Origin of the sequence: Planomonospora sp. ID82291, assembly GCF_015711645.1 — a bacterium.
Taxonomy (GTDB): domain Bacteria; phylum Actinomycetota; class Actinomycetes; order Streptosporangiales; family Streptosporangiaceae; genus Planomonospora.
The window spans coordinates 109592-127650 of record NZ_JABTEX010000007.1 but is presented as its reverse complement, the minus strand read 5'-3'; the positions used below and the strand labels follow the sequence as shown (position 1 = coordinate 127650).

The following is an 18059-nucleotide window of genomic DNA, read 5'->3' as shown; positions in this document are numbered from 1 at the left end:
GTCAGTTCACCCCCCAGAGTGAGTCCACGGCTTTCTTGACGTCTGCGCGCCGGAACGGCTTGGGCAGGACGGCGTCGGCGTTGATGTCGAGGAGGTCCTCCGCGTCGAGGACCGACGTGACGACGATCCTGCAGCCGCGGGTGCGCGGGTCGCTCTGCAGGGCCCGCGCCACCTGCCTGCCGTCGACTCCGGGAAGACGGATGTCGAGGACGACCAGGTCGGGAGGATCACTGACGGCCAGGGTCAGCCCGGCCTCGCCGCTCTCGGCGGTCCGGACCTGGCATCCCAGGCCGTTGAGATGACGTCGCAGGAGATCGCGGACGTCCTCCTCATCCTCGATCACCAGCACGCGAGGCTGCACCAGCGCCCACCACCCGATCTTCGCCCCCTGTCCGGACGGTCGCGCGCGATCATCCGGCACGAGGTGTGAACCGGACCCCCCTGCCCGGACACCTCATGTCGGAATGTTACCAACCGATTTCATTGCGTGGTGATGGGCGGGCCGATGACGATCGCTCCTGAAAAGCACCCGGCCTGCACCTTCAGTCGGCCGCTCCGCCGCCGATCGTCAGGGTGGCGACCCCTCCGCGAGCGGGAGGCGGGGGAGCCTGCGTCAAGGGATTGACGAAGAGATTTCTCAACGGATTGAGGAGACACCGCGATGCCGGACTTCGATGTGATCGTCCAGAAGGTCGATTCGCGCTGGATACGTGAGCTGCGGGTGTTCGCGCTGCAGTACGAGGAGGAGCGCCACCAGGTCCGCTCCTCGTGGATCCCGGCCTCGGTCGACGACGAGACGTGGTTCGAGCTGTATCTGACCGCCACCTCCGTGGAACAGGACATCGCGCTCATCTGACCGCGTGATCACCATGTCTGAGAACAACGACTCCGCCCGGGCCGCGCGTCCGCCCGGCGCCACCGCCCCCACCGCCGTCGCGGACCCCCACCCGGACGGCCCCTCCGCCATGACCCTCGTGATGCGCCGCCGCTTCGCGGGCCTGCCCGACCAGATACGGCAGGCCCGCCGGTTCGTGGCGCTGGCCGCCGCCGGCCGGGCCGCCGCCGAGCAGGCCGTCCTGATGACCTCGGAACTGGCCACCAACGCCGTCCAGCACACGTGCAGCGGCCTCGGCGGATTCTTCGAGGTCAGCGTCTACCTGCGCGGCCCCTTCCTGCGGGTGGAGGTCGCCGACGGCGGGAGCACGCTGAAGACCCCGCAGGTGCGCCCGCTCGACCTCGAGGCCGAGCAGCTGCCCGGCGGACGCGGCCTGGCGATCGTGGAGCTGTGCGCCACCCGCTGGGGCCAGTCGGACGGCGACGGCCCCGGTCGCGTCGTCTGGTTCGAACTGCCCCAGGACGGCTGATCTCCGCCCTCCCCCTGCTCCGGACCCTGCCCGGGACCGCCACGTGCCCGGGACCGCCGCGTGCCCTCGGGCCGCGCCCGGCCCCGCCGCGAGAACTCCATGCCCGCCGTACCGCTCGGGCCACCATCGAACCAAGAGGAACACCTGTCATGCCCCGGATGCACGACATGGGCGTCGGTAGGCGGCTGGGTCTCGCCTTCTGCCTCGTCTCCCTGCTCATCATCGCCACGGTCGGCGTCAACCAGTGGGGGACCGGCCGCCAGAACGAGATCTCCCGCCGGCTGGAGCAGATCCAGCTGGTCAAGGACCAGATCGCGAGGTTCAGCTACCACGCCGCCGACATCACCGGCTGGCAGGGGCTCGTGGCGGCCGACGCCGGAGCCTTCGGCGGCGCGGCGGCCACCGCCCCCGACGCCTACAACCGCAAGGGCGAGCTGGAGAGCAAGAAGGCCCTCTTCGCGGACCTGGACGCCGTCCGCACCGAGTACCTGACCGACGACGAACGGGCTCGGTTCGACGGGCTCCGCGGCGCCTGGGACGACTTCTTCGCCAACGACGACGAGCTCATGGCCCTGCTCGCCCAGGAGACCCCCGAGGCCCTCAAGCAGGTGATGACCAGCATCAACGGCGGTGAGGCGGACGCCGCCTACAGGGAGACCCTCGAGACCAGCGAGACCCTGGGCGCGTCCCTGGGCGCGCGGCTGTCCGCCCTGCGCCTGGAGTCGGCGCAGGTCGACTCCACCGCCCGGTGGCTGCTCGGCGGCACGCTCGGCACGGCGCTGCTGCTGGCGGCCTTCTCCAGCGCGGCGGTGACGCGTTCGATCGTGCGCCCGCTCAGGACCGTCGTGTCCGCGCTGGACCGCGTGGCCTCCGGCGACCTGACCGCCCGGACGGGTCTGGAGCGCGGCGACGAGCTGGGCCGGCTCGCCCGCTCGCTCGACCGCACGATCGGCACCCTGCGCACCACCACCTCCACGCTGGTCTCCTGCAGCGACTCCATGGCGGCCTCCTCCGCGGGCCTGTCGGAGGTCTCCGAGCGGATCGCCTCCTCGGCCGAGGAGGCGAGCGTCCAGGCCGGCGTCGTCGCGACCGCCGCCGCGGAGGTCTCCCGCAGCGTGAAGGTCGTGGCCGACGGCGGCAGGGAGATGGGCGCGGCCATCGGGGAGGTCTCCCGGAGCGCCTCCCAGGCCGCGGCGGTGGCCACCGACGCGGTCACCGAGGCGGAGAGCACCAACGCGATGATGAGCCGGCTGGGAGTCTCCTCGACGGAGATCGGCAACGTGGTGAAAACGATCACGTCCATCGCCGAGCAGACCAACCTGCTCGCCCTCAACGCCACCATCGAGGCGGCCCGCGCCGGGGACGCCGGCAAGGGCTTCGCCGTGGTCGCCGGGGAGGTCAAGGACCTGGCCCAGGAGACGGCCAAGGCCACCGAGGACATCTCCAAGCGGGTCGAGGCCATCCAGTCGGACGTGGCCGACGCGATGGAGGCCATCGGCAGGATCAGCTCGATCACCGGCCGGATCAACACCCACCAGGCCGCGATCGCGACCGCGGTGGAGGAGCAGACGGCCACCACCGGGGAGATGAACCGCAACGTGGCGGACGCCGCGGCCTCCAGCGACGAGATCGCGGTCAACATCTCCGGTGTGGCGCGGGCCGCCTCCGTCACCACCCAGGGCGTGGAGGAGGCCCGGCGGACGGCGGTGGAGCTGGCCGGGATGAGCCGGTCCCTGCGCGAGCTGGTCGGCCGCTTCACCGTCTGACTTCACCGTCTGATCGGCGGCGCCGGGGGCGCTCCCGGCGCCGCCCGCCCCGGCCGCCCGATCCCCGGACCGGAGGGCGGGCGGGCCGGGCCCGTTCTGCCCGACCCCTCCCCGCCGGGCCGCACCGGTGAGACGCTGGAGGCATGCTGCAGGTCATCGGCGCGGGACTGGGCCGTACCGGAACCGCCTCCCTCAAGATCGCGCTCGAACGGCTGGGATTCGCACCCTGCTACCACATGTACGAGGTGGTCGGCAGCCTCGCGCGGATGCGCCAGTGGACCGACGTGGCGCAGGGCGGGGCACGCGACTGGGACGCGGTCTTCCGCGGCTACCGGGCGTGCGTGGACTTCCCCGCCGCCGCGTACTGGAGGGAGCTGGCGGAGGCCCATCCCGGTGCGAAGGTGATCCTCACCGAGCGCGATCCGGCCGCCTGGTACGGCAGCGCCCGAAAGACGATCTTCAGGATCCCGTTGCTGCTCCGCCACCCGCTGGCCGGGCCGGTGCTGCGGGCCCTGCCCTCCCGGACCCGCCCGGGGGCCTTCGTCCGCATGCTGGGCGCGCTCAACCGCGACCGCCGCGCCATCGGCTTCGACCGCGACAGCGCCGTCGGCTACTTCGAGCGGCACAACGCCGAGGTGCGGCGCTCCCTGCCGCCGGAGCGGCTGCTGGTCTACCGCGTGGAGCAGGGCTGGGAACCGCTCTGCGCGTTCCTCGGCGTGCCCGTCCCCGACGGGCCCTTCCCGCGGGCCAACGACGGCGCCTGCTTCTGGAGCGAGTTCCGGCGGACGCTGTACGGCCGCGGCGGGGGGCCCGGTCTCCGGGACTGAGCGGGCGGGGGGGGGCGGAGGGGGTCGTTCGGGTCAGCCCCGCTCGCGGATCAGGCGGGCGCTGAGGAAGCGGACCACGGCGTAGGATCCGGCGCCGGCCGCCAGCAGCAGGGCGAAGACGAGGCCGGTCGGCATCGACGGGCGCTCCTCACCGGAGGCGGAGACGGGGTCGGCCTCGAGCACCGCCGGTGCGGGGGTCCGCGCGGCGGAGGGGGCGGCCTTCTCCTGCGGCTTCCCGGGCTCCGGCGCCGCGGGCGCGGAAGGAGCCGACGGGACGGGCGGGCCGGCCTGCGGCGGCGTGCCCGCGGCGGGCGGCTCGGCGGCCGGAGGCTCGGCCGGGGACGCAGGGGCTGCGGGCTTCGCCGGGGCGCGGAGCAGGACCGGCTCCGCCGGGTCGCGGTCCTTCCTCGACCAGGCCCGGGTCTCGAACGGCACCGGGTGGTTCTTCTTGCCCACGCCCTTGCCCCACTTGGTGATCACATAGGTGACCTTGATGTGGCCCTTGCCGCCGTTGCCGTCGACCGCGAGCGTGTCCGGGTTGAACTCCCCGCCGGTCAGCTGCGCGAACGTCTTGGCGTCCAGATCCAGCATCACACCCCGGTTCGACGGCTCGCCCGGACCGCGGTCGCCCACGAAGAACGGCGCCTTCCTGCCCTTGTAGAGCACATACCCCTCGGTCAAAAGCGGCCACGACGGCGAAGCGGCCAGACCCTTCTGCATCGGCTTGCCCGACGCCGGAAGACCCGTGTCACCGTTGCGGCCCGAGGCGTCGTCCCAGTAGTAGGACGCGGTGGTCGACCCCTTGAGCATGACCTTCCGGCCTTCCCCGCTGTCGGCGGAGGCGGCGCCCCCTGCCGTCAGAACCGCTCCTGAGACCAGTGACGCTCCCAGGACGGCGGTCAGGGCGCGGGCGGCGAGGCGGGTGGAGAACGTCATGGAGAGCGCGGATCCTTAGAAAGGCGACAGGTCTCCGGCCGAGGCGGCGATGGTTCCGGGTGGCCGGTCCGGGCCCTGCCGGAGCGGCCCGTCCTCCCAGTAGGCCGAGAGGACGTAGCGGCCCGAGTGCACCGAAGGTGCGGCCGGGTTGCCGCGCCCGGCAATCGTTAAGCCTCCCGATCCGCGCACGCGGGGGCGGCCCGACCCGGCGCCGCTGCGCGCCGAGGCTCCGTCACGGGGATCACCTGCGGGGTTCGCCGCGGGGGGCGATGACCCCGGAACATCATGACAATTGCTGATTTCAGTCGCTTCGGTCGCTTCGGTCGCCGGGCTCTTCCTGCGGAAGGTCAAGGACCCGCCGGGCAGCGACCGGGGAAGGTTTCGGTCGCTGAGGGTCGGTAGCTGATGAAATCCCAGGTCAGAGGCGCTGTCCGGGGCTCCCAGCGACCCAAGCGACTCGAAGTCGGGTATATGACGGGAACTTGACCCGCGCGTGTGCGCGTCATAGATACCGTCCTTCAGTCGCTTCAGTCGCTTTTACCGGGGTAAAACCGGCCGTGACCTGGGGATCCGCTGCGGCGACCGGCGGCAGCGACCGAAGCGCCCCGGTCGCTGCCGGCCGGTTCGGTCGCTGACTCCACGGTCGCTCGGTCGGGGACGGCCGCCGGGAGGGGACGGCCGCCGGGAGGCCCAGGAGCGCCTGAGGAGTTCCCAGAGGGTCCCGTCCGCCGGTTCTCTCCCCGTTCGCTCACCGATGACCGTCGCACGGCCGTGTTCCCGCGCCGGAGACCGACTGTCCGCTAGCCTGTGCTGATGTTCGGATCTTCAGTCGCTTCGGTCGCTTGAGTCACTCCGGGCCGCCGCCGGTCCGCTCCGGCCCGGCGGGATCCCCGCCCGGAGCCGGATCGCCGGGTCCCCCGGCGCCCGCACGGCCAGCGCACGGACCAGGAAGGACGCAGTGACGCCGCCAGACGAGGCACGCCACCCGCAGGCCGGGCGAGACCGGCCCGTCGCCGTCGCCCGCTGGTGCGCGGCGCGGGGCTGGCCCGTCCACCCGCTCGCGCCCGGCAGGAAGACCCCGGCGGGCAACTGCCGCCGGTGCCAGGGGTCCGGCCACCCCCCGGCCTCCTGCGCGTGCCCGGCGGCCGGACGCTGGTGCCACGGCTTCCACGCGGCCACCACCGATCCCGGACTGATCGCGTCCTGGTGGACCGCCAACCCGGCCTTCGGGGTGGGGGTCGCCTGCGGCCCCGCGGACCTGGTCGTGATCGACGTCGACGCCCACCCTGCGGCCGTGCCCGGCCGGGACCGGGTCCTGCCGGGCATCCCGATCCCCGAGCGGGTCGACCTGACCGGGCTGGCGACGGGGTTCCACGCGCTGGCGCTGCTGGCCGCGCTCCGCGGCGCCCCCGACCCGGCACAGGACGCCGCCACCCTGCGGGTCCGGACGCCGTCCGGCGGGATGCACGTGTGGTACCGGGCGGAGGGCGCCGGCCCGTTCCTGTGCTCCGTGGGGTCGGCGCCCGGCTCCGGGCGCGCGCTGGCCTGGCAGGTCGACGTCAGAGCGGGCGGCGGTTACATCATCGCCCCCGGCACCCGTACCGGCGACGGCCTCTACACGCCGCTCGGCGACTGCCGCGTGCCCGCCCCGCTGCCGGAGTGGCTGGCCGGGGAACTCGTCCGCACCGGGCACCGCCCCGAACCCTCCCGGCGGACCGGCCCGTCCCCGGCCCCGATGGCCCCGCCCCGGGGCCGCCAGGCCGTCGCCAGGGCGGGCGGCGGCCGCACGGGGGCCGCCCGCGCCCTGGACAGGGTCCTGGACGAGGTGCTCGCCTGCGCAGCCGTGCCGGAGGGCGCGGGGTTCACCGCCAAGCTGAACGTGGCGGCCTACACCGCCGGAGGACTGGTCGCCGCGGGTCACCTCGTCCAGGCGGAGGCCGAACGGCTCCTCACCGACGCGGCCACCCGGGCCCGTCCGGGCCAGACCCGCCGCTGCGAGCAGATCATCCGTACCGGCCTGGCGGCCGGAGCCCGCCGCCCGCTGCACATCGAAGGACGCCCGACCACCGTTCCCGGGGCCGAACGCCGCGGTCTCCACGCTGAAGGCAACCGATGAATCCCTCACCAGGGCAGGGGGGCTTCGACCCGGCCGCCGTCGCCCAGCAGATACTCGACCTGTCGCTGCCCGCCGTCGCGCCGGCCGTCCCCGCCGCCTCCCGGGAACCCGCCGGGGCGGCGGCGACCGCGGCGGCGACCAGCGACGGCCTGCTGCCGGACTCCCTGTCCGACCGGGGCAACGCCAAGCTGTTCGTGAGCCTGTACGGCAAGGACTTCCGGCACGTCCCCGGCCTGGGCTGGTACCGCTGGGCGGGGCACCGCTGGGAGCTCGACGAGAGCGACACCGTCGTGTGGGCGGCGGGGGAGATGGCCGAGAACATCGCGGTGACGGACGTCCGCGGCGTCTTCAGCGACCGCGACCTGAACAGCCACCGCCGCCGCTCGCTGTCCACCTCCGGCATGAAGGCGCTGCTGGCGCAGGCCAAGGCCGCCCCGGGCATGGTGCTGGGCGCCGAACTGCTGGACGCCGACCCGTACGAGCTGTGCACGCCCGCCGGCGTCGTCGACCTGCGCACCGGGATCATCAGCCCGCCGGACCCCGCCCGGCACTTCCACTCCCGCTCGACCACGATGGCGCCCGAACGCATGCCCACCCCCCGCTGGGAGCGCTTCCTCGCCGACATCTTCGGCGCCGACGCCGAAGGCCGCCAGACCGTCGACTTCCTGCACCTGCTGCTCGGCTACTCCGTCACCGGCGACGTCGGCGCGCAGGTCCTGCCGTTCCTGTACGGCCAGGGCAAGAACGGCAAGTCGGTGCTGCTGGAGGTGATGCTCCAGCTGCTGGGCGACTACGCCGACGCGGCCCCGCCCGGGTTCCTCATGGCCAAGACGTTCGACGGCCACCCCACGGACCTGGCCGAGCTGCACGGCCGGCGCATCATCGTCTGCTCCGAGCTCAAGCCCGGCGACAAGTTCGACGAGGCCCGCGTCAAACTGCTGACCGGCGGCGACAAGATCAAGGCCCGCCGCATGCGCCAGGACTTCTTCTCCTTCGACCCGACCCACCACCTGTGGCTGCTGGGCAACCACCGCCCCGAGGTGACCAGCGGGGGGTTCGCGTTCTGGCGGCGCATCCGGCTGATCCCGTTCGAGCGGGTCGTCTCGGAGGAACGCAAGATCGACAACCTGGCGCGCGTCCTGGTCCAGGAGGAGGGGCCGGGCATCCTCGCCTGGCTCGTCGACGGCGCCCGCCGCTACCTGCTCGGGGAGAAGGACCTCAGCGGGCCGCAGCGGGTACGGCTGGCCACCGACGCGTACGCGGAGACCGAGGACCACGTGGGGCGGTTCATCTCCGAGACGTGCAAACTGGATTCCGGTATGAGAGCCGAACAGGCCCGCCTGTACACCGAGTACGCACGCTGGTGCGGTTTCGAGGGGGCCACCCCCGTCTCGGCCCGCGCCTTCGCCGCCCGCGTCCGCGAAGCGGTCGGGCTGACCTCGCCCCGGCAGATGGTCCTGTCCAACTCGCGCAAGTTCTACCCGGGGATCGGCCTGATCTCCGACCACCCCGCCGAGGAGCCGCAGCCGTGAGCGAGCGGAGCGAACGAGCCACGGACACCGCAGTGCCACGAGCGTGGCCGACGAAGGAGGCCGCGTGAGCGCACTGATCGACCCGGAGGACCTCGTCCACGAGACCGAGCTCGTCTGGCTGGAGGACATCGAGCCCCTCGACTACGTCCGCCAGTCCCTGGACCGCCTGTCCAGCCGCAGGCGCAAGCCCCCGTACCACCGCGACGGCCGCATGGTCGGATACGCCGTCATCGGGCCCGAGGCCAGGGCCTCGGCGGCCTCCGGCACCTTCCGCCGCCGGGTGTTCTGGCTGCTGCCGCACGACCGCGACCAGCAGCCCGACGGCCTGTACGCCACCGGAGCCCCCTCCGAGGCCGTCGACCCCCGGACGCTGGCCCCGAAGGTCGCCGGCTACAAGACCGAGCGTTCCGAGGGCGGCCCGGCCTCCGAGGCGATGCTCGAACTCGGCAGGACGCTCCCGAAGGCCTGAACCGGGAAGCGCCGCCCGTCCTGGAGACGGTGCTCCCCGGTGCTCCCCGGTGCTCCCCGGTGCTCCCCGGTGCCCGCCTGTGCCCGCCTGTGCTCTCCGGCGCTCCCGGGGCCGTGCCGGCATGAGGTGCGGCCCCGGGAGCGCCGGAGGGCGGGGTGCCCGGAGCGGGTGCCGCGCCCGCCGCGGCCCGATCGAGGACGCGAAACCGCTCAGGCGGCGTGGTGCTTCCAGGGAGTGGTGGTCAGCAGGTCGTCGATGCGGGCGGCGGGCAGGGGCGGGGAGAACAGGTGGCCTTGGGCGTGGGGGGCGCCGAGGCGGTGCAGGGCGGCGGCCTGGCCGGGGGTCTCGACGCCTTCGACGATGGCGTCGAGGCCGAGGCTGGTCGACAGCTGCAGGATGGCTTCGGTGAAGGCGCGGGTCCGGTGCCGGTCGGCGGTGGTGGGCGGGGTGGTGAAGGACCGATCGATCTTGAGGATGTCGACGGGGAGGGTGCGCAGGTGGGACAGGCACGAGTAGCCGGTGCCGAAGTCGTCGAGGGCGATGCGCACCCCGTGGGCGCGCAGGTCGGTCAGCAGGGCGGTGATGCGGCGGGTTTCGGCGGGGGTGGTGGCCAGGAGGGTGTTCTCGGTGATCTCGAGGATGAGGGCGTGCGGGGGCAGGTGGTGGCGGGCCAGGGTGTGCAGGAGGGTGCGGGGGAAGGCGGGGTCGCGCAGCTGGCGGCCGGAGACGTTGACGGTCAGGGCGGTGCCGTGTCGGTGGTACCAGTGGCGGGCGTCGGTGACCGCCTGGTCGAGGGCCCAGTGGCCGAGGTCGGTGATGAGGCCGGTGTCCTCGGCGATGGGGATGAAGACGGCGGGCGGGACGGGGTCGCCGGAGGCGGGGGTCCACCGCAGGAGTGCTTCGAGGGCGTGGACGGCGCCGGTGGCGAGGTTGACGACGGGCTGGTAGTGGAGGGTGAGTTCGCCTCGGGCGCGGGCGTGGCGCAGGCCGGTGGCCAGGGTGATCTGGTGGAGGCGGGCGGTGCGCAGGTCGGGGTGGAAGAGGGTGGCCTGGTTCTTGCCGTCGGCCTTGGCGGTGTGCAGGGCCAGGTCGGCGTCGCGGAGGGCGTCGGTGGGGCCGGCGGGGACGAGTCCGGTCAGGATGCCGATGCTGGTGGTGAGGTGGAGCTCGCGTTCGCCGATGCGGTAGGGGCGGGCCAGGGTGGTCAGGATGCGGTGGGCCAGGGCCGTGGCGGTGCCGGTGGTGGCGGCGGGTAGCAGGAGGGCGAACTCGTCGCCGCCGAGACGGGCCAGGGTCGGGCGTGCCTCGATGGTTTCGGCGAGGGCGCGGAGGCGGCCGGCGACGGCCATGAGGAGGTCGTCGCCGACGGGGTGGCCGTAGGTGTCGTTGACGTCCTTGAAGTCGTCGAGGTCGAGCAGGAGCAGGGCGGGGGGCGCGGCGGCGCGGGCGGTCAACGCCGCGTCCAGGGCGCCGGTGAGCAGGGTGCGGTTGGCCAGCCCGGTGAGGGGGTCGTGCGAGGCGCGGTGGGCCAGGTCGCGGCGGAGCCGTTCCTGGTGGTGCAGGGCGGTGGCCAGGTCGTCGGCCTGGGTGGCGAGGCGGTGGGCCTGGTGGTCGAGGGTCAGGGCGCGGTTCTCGGCCAGGCGGGCGGTGAGGTTGAGGCGCAGGACGAGCAGGACGGCCAGGAGCACGGTCAGGCAGATGGTCGTGACGCCGTCGCGGGGATCGGGCCGGATGCCGAGCACGGGCGGGCCGAGGCTGGAGACCAGGGGGCCGAGCAGGGCCAGGGTGAGGAAGGTGGCGGCCCGCACCCGGCTGGAGACGACGGGCGCCCTCAACCGCCCCGAGGACGCCACGCTGGGATGCAGCGCGGAGCCGCCGACCAGGATCGCCCAGCCCAGCCACGCGATCATGGAGAGCGCGCCGTACGGCCGGCCCTCGGCCAGGTCGAGCAGGTACGCGCCGTCGGCGACGAGCAGGGAGACGTAGGAGGCGCTCAGCAGGAGCAGCCACGGGGCCCGGCCGTTGTCGGACGCCATCCGCAGGACCATGCCCAGCATGAACAGGTCCATGACCGGGGTGGCCAGCGCGAAGGCGAGCTCCACGCCGGCGTAGCCGCTGTGGTCGATCACCGGGGTGATGAAGAACGTCCAGAAGGGCATGGCCACGCCGACGGTGATGACGGCGGAGTCCAGCAGCCCCGCCCAGCGCGAGCCGCCGGTCCGCAGACCCAGCAGGGTCAGGGCGGCCAGGCCCAGGCCGTACACGAGCAGGGTGGCGCCCTGGTAGGCGATGAGGGCCCCCGGCAGCCGGAGGACGGTCCAGCCGACGCCCCACAAGAGCGTGGACGCCAGGCAGGACAGGGTGACGGCCGCTCCGATCAGCCGCCAGGCCCACAGACGGCCCAGGCCGTAGCGGCGGATCCCGACGATGACGGCCGCCAGCGACGAGCCCTGCAGCACGATCCAGCACAGGGCGTCCAGCAGGGGGGAGACGGCCGCCACCGGCGGAACGGCGAGGACCAGCGCCCCTCCGAGGAGGAGGTACGCCAGCCAGCCGCGCGGCTCGCGCACCGGGCGCGAGCCGGCGGCCGACTCGGCTCCGCGGGATGTCCGGCTCATGGTCTTCTCTGGGTCCGCTCCACTGGGAGGCTCTCTGGGTCTGCGCCGACGGGAGGGCCGCGAGGCGGGACGCGCCTCGCCGCCGGATGCGCCGACGCCGCCGGAGCGCCGGACGGGTCCGGCGCCTGCGGAGCGGCCGGGGCCCGGCGCGGTGCGCGGCCGGACGCGGGAGCCCGGAGCCTAGGCCTCCGCGCCGGGCTCTGCGCCGCCGGGCTTCCCCGTCGCGCCGCCGCCGCTCTCGGTCGCGCCGCCGCTCTCGGTCGCGCCGGGGCGTTGGGGGCCTCCGGAGCGGAGCATGCGGCGCAGCGCGGCCAGGGCGTCCTCGTTGGGCGAGGCGGCCTCGCGGTTGGCGGTCTGCAACTCGCGGAAGATCTCCTCGCGGTGCACCGGCACCGAGCGCGGCGCGCGGATGCCGATCCGGACCACGTCCCCCCGGACGTCGAGGACGGTGACGACCACGTCGTCACCGATCATCAGGCTCTCCCCCGAGCGGCGGGTCAGCACCAGCACGTGCGGCTCCTTCTCTCACCGGGGGACGTATCGGCAGCCTAACCGATCTCAGACGGATACCAGGGGAGCCCGGACCGGCAGGTCCGAACCGCTGAGCACGGTCTGGACCGCCCGGCGGGTGGCGGTGTCCACCACGATCGGGGCCAGCAGGTTGGCCGTCGCCTCGGTGATGGAGCCCGGCGCCGTGACGATGAGCAGGACGAGCAGCTGAGAGGTCTCGCCCGCGCCGAGCGCCGCCAGGGTCTCGTCGTCGATCTCCGGTTCGTAGCCCGGGAAGAACGGGTTCGGGGAGATGACGAGGAAGCGCGGGCCCGGGTCCTCCAGCGAACGCAGGGAGTACAGCACGCCGTCCTCGTCGAGGCGCACGAGCACGAACCGGCGGTTGTCGGTGAAGCCCGGCATCGGGCAGACGAATTCGATCGCCGGCAGCTCGCCGCCGGTCGTGTCCACCGGGGCCGCGGTGTCTGCGTTCATCGGGCGGTCCTCTACAGAGATCATTTCAGGAAGTCCACGAGTGAGGGCTGCACGACCTTGGCCGTCGCCGCCAGCGCCGCCTGGTAGGCGGTCTGCTGCAGGGTCAGCTCCATGATCGTATTGGGCAGGTCGATGTCTTCGATGTCGGAGAGCTGGGATTTCAGGCTCAGGATCCGGGTGTCGGCCGTATCGCGCATCTGTGTCACGCGATTGTAACGAGCGCCGACGTCGGCGACCTCGCTCTGCATGCTCTCGATGCTCGTGTCGAGGCGGGTGAGGTCGCGGCTGAGCCCGGTCGGGTCGTTCCTGAGATGGCCGACGATGTCGCTCAGCACCTTGAAGAGCTGGTCGTCGCCGTCGCCGAAGACCTTCTTGCCGTCGGAGTTGACCGCGACCTTGGTGTTGTCCCCGATCGTGCGGAGCACCTCGCCGCCCTGCCCGTTGTAGGTGCCGTCCTTCTCGTACGCCACCGAGCCCGAGGCGGCGCCGCCGAAGACCGGGCGGCCCAGGTAGGTGGTGTTGGCGACGCCGATCAGCGCGTCACGGATGTTCTCGATCTCGGTCGCCAGCGCGTTGCGCGCGCCGACCGAGCCGCCCGCGCCGGAGGACAGGCCCTGCAGCACCAGTTCCCTGGCCCGGTTCACCTGGCTGTTCGCGCTGGTCAGGGCGGTGTCGATGGTGCCGAGCCAGCCGAGGCCGTCGTCGGTGTTGCGGGTGTACTGCTCCTGCGTGCGGATGTCGCTGCGCAGGGACAGGGCCGACGTCGTGCCCGCGGGGGAGTCCGAGGGCCGGGAGAGCTGCTTGCCGCCGGACAGCCGCTGCTGGACGTCGTCCAGGCGGGAGATGTTGCCCTGCAGGTTGTTGAGCGATCTGACGGAGATCGAGCGTTCGGTAACACGCATGTACGTCATGTGTCATCAGCCCCGGATCATGCTGAAGAGGGAGTCGAAGGTGCCGTTGATCGTGTTGATCATCTGCGTGGCGGCCTGGTAGGCGCGCTGGTAGAGCAGCATGTTCGCCATCTCCTCGTCCAGGCTGACCCCTGACTGCGCGGCGCGCTGCGCGTCGTTGTTCTGCGTGACGCCGGCCTGGATGGCGGCCCGTCGCTGGGCGGACTGCGAGGCGACCCCCAGCGCGGTGACGCTCTCCCGGTAGAACCGGTCGGGCCCGCCGGTGGCGTTGGCGAAGCCCGCCAGGGTGTCGGCGTTGCCGGCGTCCAGGTTGCCCTTGGGAGGGAGCACCACCCCGGTGATGGGGTCGGTCTCGACCCGCGGCGCGACGGACGAGACCGCCACCTTCGCCGGGTCGGCGATGCCCACCGTGATCGTGGCGGCGGTGACGACCGTACCGGTCGTGGGGGTGAAGAAGTCCCCGCCCGCGGCGCCGTTCAGGTCGTAGCCCCTGACGTGCTGGGTGTTGACGGTCGAGGCGAGCTTCGCCGCCACCTGGTCCAGCTTGGCGGCGTAGTCCGGCAGGACCGTGTTGAGCGACTGCAGCGACGAGGCGAGCCGGCCGGAGGCGATGCCGGCGTCGGCGCCGCTGTCCTTCCACTGCAGGGCGACCGCGTTGGCGACCCGGTCGGCCATCACGTCGCGCAGCGAGCCCCCGCCGGCGACCTTCAGCTCGCGGGCCGAGCCCCCGTCGACCAGCTTGGCCCCGCCCAGGTGGACGTCGACCGCGCCGTTGTCGAGCGACCGGGAGACGGCGCCGGTGAGCTCGGCGAGCCGCAGCACCAGGCCGTCGCGCTTGTCGGCCAGTTCGCTGGCGGGCAGGTTCGCGGCGGTGGCCCGCACGATGGCCTTGTTGAGCTGGGCGACGGTGTCGGCGGCGGTGTTGACCTCGGTGACGTAGGAGTCGAGCTGGTCCGCGGTGCTGTTCCACAACGAGTCGAGGGCGTCGTCGCCGCTGCGCAGGCTGTCGGCGACGGTGCCGCCGCGCTGCAGCAGCTGGGCGCGGGCGGCCAGGTCGCCGGGCTGGTTGACGACGTCGTGCCAGGCGTTCCAGTAGTCGGACAGCTGCGACTGGATGCCGGTGTCGCTGGGCTCGTTGAAGACCTCTTCGATGCGGGCGTGGACCTCCTCCTGACCCGTGAGGAAGGCGAACTTGGCGTGCTCGATCTGCCCGCGCGACTCCAGGAACGCGTCGCGCAGCCGGGCGACGCCCGCCGCGGTGACGCCGTTGCCGAGACCGTCGGTGATGGAGTGGAGGGCCGGGGTGACCGCTCCGCCGACCGAGTTCAGCTCGACCCGCTGGCGGGTGTAGCCCTCGGTGTTGGCGTTGGCGATGTTCTGGCCGTTGACGTCGAGCGCCTGGCGCTGGGCGTACAGGGCGCTCAGCGCGGTGGAGATTCCGGAGAAGGTGCTCATCTGCTACATCGCCTCGTTGACAAGTCGTGAGGAACGGCCCGCGGTGACGGTCTCGCCGGAGCGGCCGTAGGTCGCCACGGAGCCCGTGACGTTCATCAGCGCCTCGTGGACCGCGCGCGACCCCACGGTGAGCAGTTCGCGGTTGGCCTCGGCGAGCGCCGTGATCTCGGCGGTCAGCGTCAGGAACGCGGTGCGGTGCTGGGTGAACAGCTCGGCCCACGGGCCGCCGGCCGCCGCGGCGAGCGCCGACAGGCTGGGGGCGGGCGGCAGGCCGAGTTCGGCGGCCACCTCGTCGACCTGGGCCGCGCGCAGGACCTCGGCGCGGCGGATCTGCTCCAGGACCATCTCCACCTCACGGGTGGCGTGCGGCAGCCAGCGCGTCTTGCCCGCCGCCAGTACGAGTTGCTCCTCTTCGAGTTTGAACAGCAGGAGATCCAGCATCTCGCGGACTCGCCACAGCGTGCTCGACAGATCGGCCAAACCCATCCGTCCCGCCTTCTCAGTCGTAGGGGGCGCCCAGGGGGCGCGCTTCCTCACCGGACCTCGTCGGCAGTGAGCCGCCCGGCCTGAGGACTTCCCCGCCGGGTGCCCGAACGATGACCGTCCGTGCTCGCTTCATGACGAGAAGTGAGTTTCCGCAACCGTTCAGCAACCGAAAGCAACCGGTTCCTACCTCTTTGTGCCTGTTTTCTCTTTCTATCGGCGCCGAACGGGCCGGATGGACCGCTTCCTACCGCTTCCCAGCACATCGTCACGAGAGGGCTGCACGTGAGGACCCAGGGCACCACGACCACCGTCAGCCGCGAGATCGAGACCCTCGTCCGCGAGCACCTGCCGCTGGTGGGGCACATCGTCCGCGAGACGCTCATGCGGGTCCCCTCCCACGTCAACCGTGACGACCTCACCTCCGCCGGCCTGGCCGCCCTGGCCGCCGCCGCCCAGTCCTTCGACCCCGAGCGCGGCACCCCCTTCGGCCGCTTCGCCGCCGTCCGCATCCGCGGCGCCCTCGTCGACGAGCTGCGCGGCCTCGACTGGGCCAGCCGCTCGGTGCGCAGCCGGGCCCGCCAGCTCGACTCCGTCCGCCAGCAGCTCAGCGGCTCCCTCGGCCGCACCCCGACCACCCGCGAGATCGCCGCCGCCCTGGGCGTCGCCGAGGACGAGGTCGAGTCCATCGAGGAGGACGTGCAGCGCGCCGTCGTGCTGAGCCTGCAGGGCTTCGCCCCCGGCACGGCCGAGGACATGGTCCAGGAGCAGGCCGCCGGCCCCGAGGAGCTGCTGCTGCACCGCGAGCGCCTCGGCTACCTGACCCACGCGATCGACGCGCTGCCCGAGCGCCTGCGCCTCGTCGTCACCCGCTACTTCCTGGAGGAGCGGCCGATGGCGGAGATCGCCACCGAGCTCGGCGTGACCGAGTCCCGCGTCTCCCAGCTCCGCGCCGAGGCCCTGGTGCTGCTGCGCGACGGCATGAACGCCCAGCTCGAGCCGGCCATGGTCAAGAGCCCCGAGCGCCCCGACGGCTGCGTGGCCAAGCGCCGCACCGCCTACTACGCCGAGATCGCCGCCAAGGGCGACCTGCGCAGCCGACTGGCCCTGACCGACCACCTGGGCGCCCCCGTCGCCCGCATCGCCTGAGCTCCGCACCCCCTGCGGCGCCGTCCCGGGCCGGTCCCGGGCCCGCGCGCCCCCGAACTCCCCGTACGGCCTGCGCCCCACCGGCGCTCCGGCCTGCCGTACGAGGGCGGAGAACACCCGGCCGGAGAAAACCGAAAAAAACCGCTGAGAAACCTTCAGCATCCCGGACCGCCGCCGATGAGAACGGCAGTCCGGGCCACGGATGGACCGGCGAAGACCTAGTCAAGGAGAGAACATCATGGGTCTGCGTATCAACCAGAACATCGGCGCCATGAACGCCTACCGGAACCTGTCGATCAACGACGGTGCGATGTCGAAGTCGCTGGAGAAGCTCTCCAGCGGTTACCGCATCAACCGGGCGGCGGACGACGCGGCCGGCCTGTCCATCAGCGAGGGCCTGCGCGCCCAGACCGGTGGTCTCAAGGTCGCCGTCCGCAACGCGCAGGACGGTGTCTCGGTCGTGCAGACCGCTGAAGGTGCGCTCACCGAGACGCACTCCATCCTTCAGCGTATGCGTGACCTTTCCGTCCAGGCCTCCAACGGCGGCTCGCAGGACGCGAAGGCCCAGGAGGCGGCGAACAAGGAGTTCAGCGAGCTCAAGACCGAGCTCGACCGGATCGCCAAGACCACGTCGTTCGGCACCCAGAACCTGCTGGACGGCAGCTACGGCGCTCGCTTCCAGAGCACCGCGACCGCGCCGGCGACCTTCGCCACCAAGACGGTGGCCGGTGACGCCACCGACCAGTTCGCCGTCACCACGAAGGTCAACGGCACCACCCAGAACCTCACCGTGACCATGTCGGGTACGGCGGGCACGTCGTACGACAACGTCGACTCCTACGTCGCGGCGATGAACTCGGGCATCCGCAAGGCGCTGACCGACGTCGGCGGCACCGGTGAGGAGCTCCGCCTCACCTACAAGACCGACGACGCCGGTGACGTCAGCTACCAGCTCGTCGGACAGGACGCGTTCAACGTCACCGCCGCCGGCGCCAACGTCACCGGCGTGGGCGTCCAGAACGTCGCCCTCAAGACGGGCAGCGGCGGCACCTTCCAGGTCGGCGCCAACAACAACGACGACGAGCGGATCAACGTCCAGATCGACTCGATGGACTCCAACAGCATCGGTCTGGGCGGCGTGAACCTGTCCTCGACCGACGCCGCGCAGGCCGCGATCACCGCTCTGGACGGCGCCATCCAGGAGGTCTCGGACCAGCGGGCCAAGCTCGGTGCGTTCCAGAACCGGTTCGAGCACACGATCAACAACCTGAACGTGGCGATCGAGAACCTGTCGGCGTCGGAGTCGCGCATCCGCGACACCGACATGGCCCAGGAGATGGTCGGCTTCACCCGCAACCAGATCCTGTCCCAGGCCGGCACCTCGATGCTGGCTCAGGCCAACCAGGCTCCTCAGTCCGTCCTGAAGCTCCTGGGCTGATCATCAGCGGG

17 protein-coding genes are annotated in these 18059 nt (G+C 72.5%); 9 read left to right on the top strand and 8 right to left on the bottom strand.

The features are described 5' to 3' along the window. Position 1 precedes the first annotated feature (1 nt). Positions 2-361: a two-component system response regulator gene (locus tag HS045_RS31055; protein WP_196455172.1), complete on the bottom strand. Its 360-nt coding sequence runs from the start codon at positions 359-361 to the stop codon at positions 2-4. A 300-nt stretch (positions 362-661) separates the two neighbouring features. Here HS045_RS31055 and HS045_RS31050 point away from each other — a divergent pair, with 300 nt between their 5' ends. From HS045_RS31050 to HS045_RS31035, 4 genes are all read left to right on the top strand, one after another. After that, positions 662-856, top strand: coding sequence for a hypothetical protein (locus HS045_RS31050; protein ID WP_068903941.1), 195 nt, complete (start codon positions 662-664; stop codon positions 854-856). Between the two features lie 13 nt (positions 857-869). After that, a complete protein-coding gene (locus tag HS045_RS31045) occupies positions 870-1364 on the top strand; it encodes an ATP-binding protein (protein WP_230885156.1) in 495 nt (164 codons plus the stop codon). 149 nt (positions 1365-1513) lie between these two features. Beyond that, positions 1514-3130 carry a methyl-accepting chemotaxis protein gene (locus tag HS045_RS31040; protein WP_196455171.1) on the top strand — a complete coding sequence of 539 codons (1617 nt, stop codon included), beginning with the start codon at positions 1514-1516 and terminating at the stop codon, positions 3128-3130. Positions 3131-3276: 146 nt separating this feature from the next. Continuing rightward, positions 3277-3957 carry a sulfotransferase family protein gene (locus HS045_RS31035; protein ID WP_196455235.1) on the top strand — a complete coding sequence of 227 codons (681 nt, stop codon included), beginning with the start codon at positions 3277-3279 and terminating at the stop codon, positions 3955-3957. 33 nt (positions 3958-3990) lie between these two features. On the opposite strand, the gene HS045_RS35145 is transcribed toward HS045_RS31035, so the two are convergent. Further along, the gene (locus HS045_RS35145; protein ID WP_374191428.1) at positions 3991-4893 is read right to left on the bottom strand and encodes a hypothetical protein; all 903 of its coding nucleotides are present in this window, start codon (positions 4891-4893) and stop codon (positions 3991-3993) included. A gap of 958 nt (positions 4894-5851) precedes the next feature. Here HS045_RS35145 and HS045_RS31025 point away from each other — a divergent pair. The 3 genes from HS045_RS31025 (at position 5852) to HS045_RS31015 (ending at position 9010) form a co-directional block, all read left to right on the top strand. Next, a complete protein-coding gene (locus HS045_RS31025) occupies positions 5852-7009 on the top strand; it encodes a bifunctional DNA primase/polymerase (RefSeq protein ID WP_196455170.1) in 1158 nt (385 codons plus the stop codon). Then, positions 7006-8541, top strand: a complete 1536-nt coding sequence (locus HS045_RS31020) for a phage/plasmid primase, P4 family (protein WP_196455169.1) — start codon at positions 7006-7008, stop codon at positions 8539-8541. The genes HS045_RS31025 and HS045_RS31020 overlap by 4 nt, the downstream gene beginning before the upstream one ends. 64 nt (positions 8542-8605) lie before the next feature. Further along, the gene (locus tag HS045_RS31015; RefSeq protein WP_196455168.1) at positions 8606-9010 is read left to right on the top strand and encodes a DUF6009 family protein; all 405 of its coding nucleotides are present in this window, start codon (positions 8606-8608) and stop codon (positions 9008-9010) included. A gap of 209 nt (positions 9011-9219) precedes the next feature. On the opposite strand, the gene HS045_RS35975 is transcribed toward HS045_RS31015, so the two are convergent. The 6 genes from HS045_RS35975 to HS045_RS30985 all read right to left on the bottom strand — a co-directional run bounded on the left by HS045_RS35975 (position 9220) and on the right by HS045_RS30985 (position 15464). Beyond that, entirely contained in the window at positions 9220-11628 is a 2409-nt protein-coding gene (locus tag HS045_RS35975) for a bifunctional diguanylate cyclase/phosphodiesterase (RefSeq protein WP_196455167.1), read from the bottom strand. A 180-nt stretch (positions 11629-11808) separates the two neighbouring features. Continuing rightward, a complete protein-coding gene (gene csrA, locus HS045_RS35670) occupies positions 11809-12138 on the bottom strand; it encodes a carbon storage regulator CsrA (protein ID WP_196455166.1) in 330 nt (109 codons plus the stop codon). A gap of 48 nt (positions 12139-12186) precedes the next feature. Continuing rightward, complete coding sequence (locus tag HS045_RS31000) at positions 12187-12612, bottom strand: flagellar assembly protein FliW (RefSeq protein WP_196455165.1); 426 nt, start codon at positions 12610-12612, stop codon at positions 12187-12189. Positions 12613-12632: 20 nt separating this feature from the next. After that, positions 12633-13514, bottom strand: coding sequence for a flagellar hook-associated protein FlgL (gene flgL, locus HS045_RS30995; RefSeq protein ID WP_196455164.1), 882 nt, complete (start codon positions 13512-13514; stop codon positions 12633-12635). A gap of 15 nt (positions 13515-13529) precedes the next feature. Continuing rightward, positions 13530-14978, bottom strand: a complete 1449-nt coding sequence (flgK, locus tag HS045_RS30990) for a flagellar hook-associated protein FlgK (protein WP_196455163.1) — start codon at positions 14976-14978, stop codon at positions 13530-13532. A 3-nt stretch (positions 14979-14981) separates the two neighbouring features. After that, complete coding sequence (locus tag HS045_RS30985) at positions 14982-15464, bottom strand: flagellar protein FlgN (RefSeq protein WP_196455162.1); 483 nt, start codon at positions 15462-15464, stop codon at positions 14982-14984. A gap of 282 nt (positions 15465-15746) precedes the next feature. On the opposite strand from HS045_RS30985, the gene HS045_RS30980 reads away from it, so the two are divergent. Beyond that, positions 15747-16610 carry a sigma-70 family RNA polymerase sigma factor gene (locus HS045_RS30980; protein WP_196455161.1) on the top strand — a complete coding sequence of 288 codons (864 nt, stop codon included), beginning with the start codon at positions 15747-15749 and terminating at the stop codon, positions 16608-16610. Between the two features lie 238 nt (positions 16611-16848). Then, positions 16849-18048: a flagellin gene (locus HS045_RS30975; RefSeq protein ID WP_196455160.1), complete on the top strand. Its 1200-nt coding sequence runs from the start codon at positions 16849-16851 to the stop codon at positions 18046-18048. The last annotated feature ends 11 nt before the right edge of the window (positions 18049-18059 follow it).

What these genes read in the sequence shown, in the direction of transcription:
- HS045_RS31050 (WP_068903941.1), top strand. Translation starts at nt 662, where the DNA reads ATGCCGGACTTCGATGTGATCGTCCAGAAGGTCGATTCGCGCTGGATA.
- HS045_RS31045 (WP_230885156.1), top strand. Translation starts at nt 870, where the DNA reads ATGTCTGAGAACAACGACTCCGCCCGGGCCGCGCGTCCGCCCGGCGCC.
- HS045_RS31040 (WP_196455171.1), top strand. Translation starts at nt 1,514, where the DNA reads ATGCCCCGGATGCACGACATGGGCGTCGGTAGGCGGCTGGGTCTCGCC.
- HS045_RS35145 (WP_374191428.1), bottom strand. Translation starts at nt 4,893, where the DNA reads ATGACGTTCTCCACCCGCCTCGCCGCCCGCGCCCTGACCGCCGTCCTG.
- HS045_RS31020 (WP_196455169.1), top strand. Translation starts at nt 7,006, where the DNA reads ATGAATCCCTCACCAGGGCAGGGGGGCTTCGACCCGGCCGCCGTCGCC.
- HS045_RS35975 (WP_196455167.1), bottom strand. Translation starts at nt 11,628, where the DNA reads ATGAGCCGGACATCCCGCGGAGCCGAGTCGGCCGCCGGCTCGCGCCCG.
- HS045_RS31000 (WP_196455165.1), bottom strand. Translation starts at nt 12,612, where the DNA reads ATGAACGCAGACACCGCGGCCCCGGTGGACACGACCGGCGGCGAGCTG.
- flgL (WP_196455164.1), bottom strand. Translation starts at nt 13,514, where the DNA reads ATGCGTGTTACCGAACGCTCGATCTCCGTCAGATCGCTCAACAACCTG.
- flgK (WP_196455163.1), bottom strand. Translation starts at nt 14,978, where the DNA reads ATGAGCACCTTCTCCGGAATCTCCACCGCGCTGAGCGCCCTGTACGCC.
- HS045_RS30985 (WP_196455162.1), bottom strand. Translation starts at nt 15,464, where the DNA reads ATGGGTTTGGCCGATCTGTCGAGCACGCTGTGGCGAGTCCGCGAGATG.
- HS045_RS30975 (WP_196455160.1), top strand. Translation starts at nt 16,849, where the DNA reads ATGGGTCTGCGTATCAACCAGAACATCGGCGCCATGAACGCCTACCGG.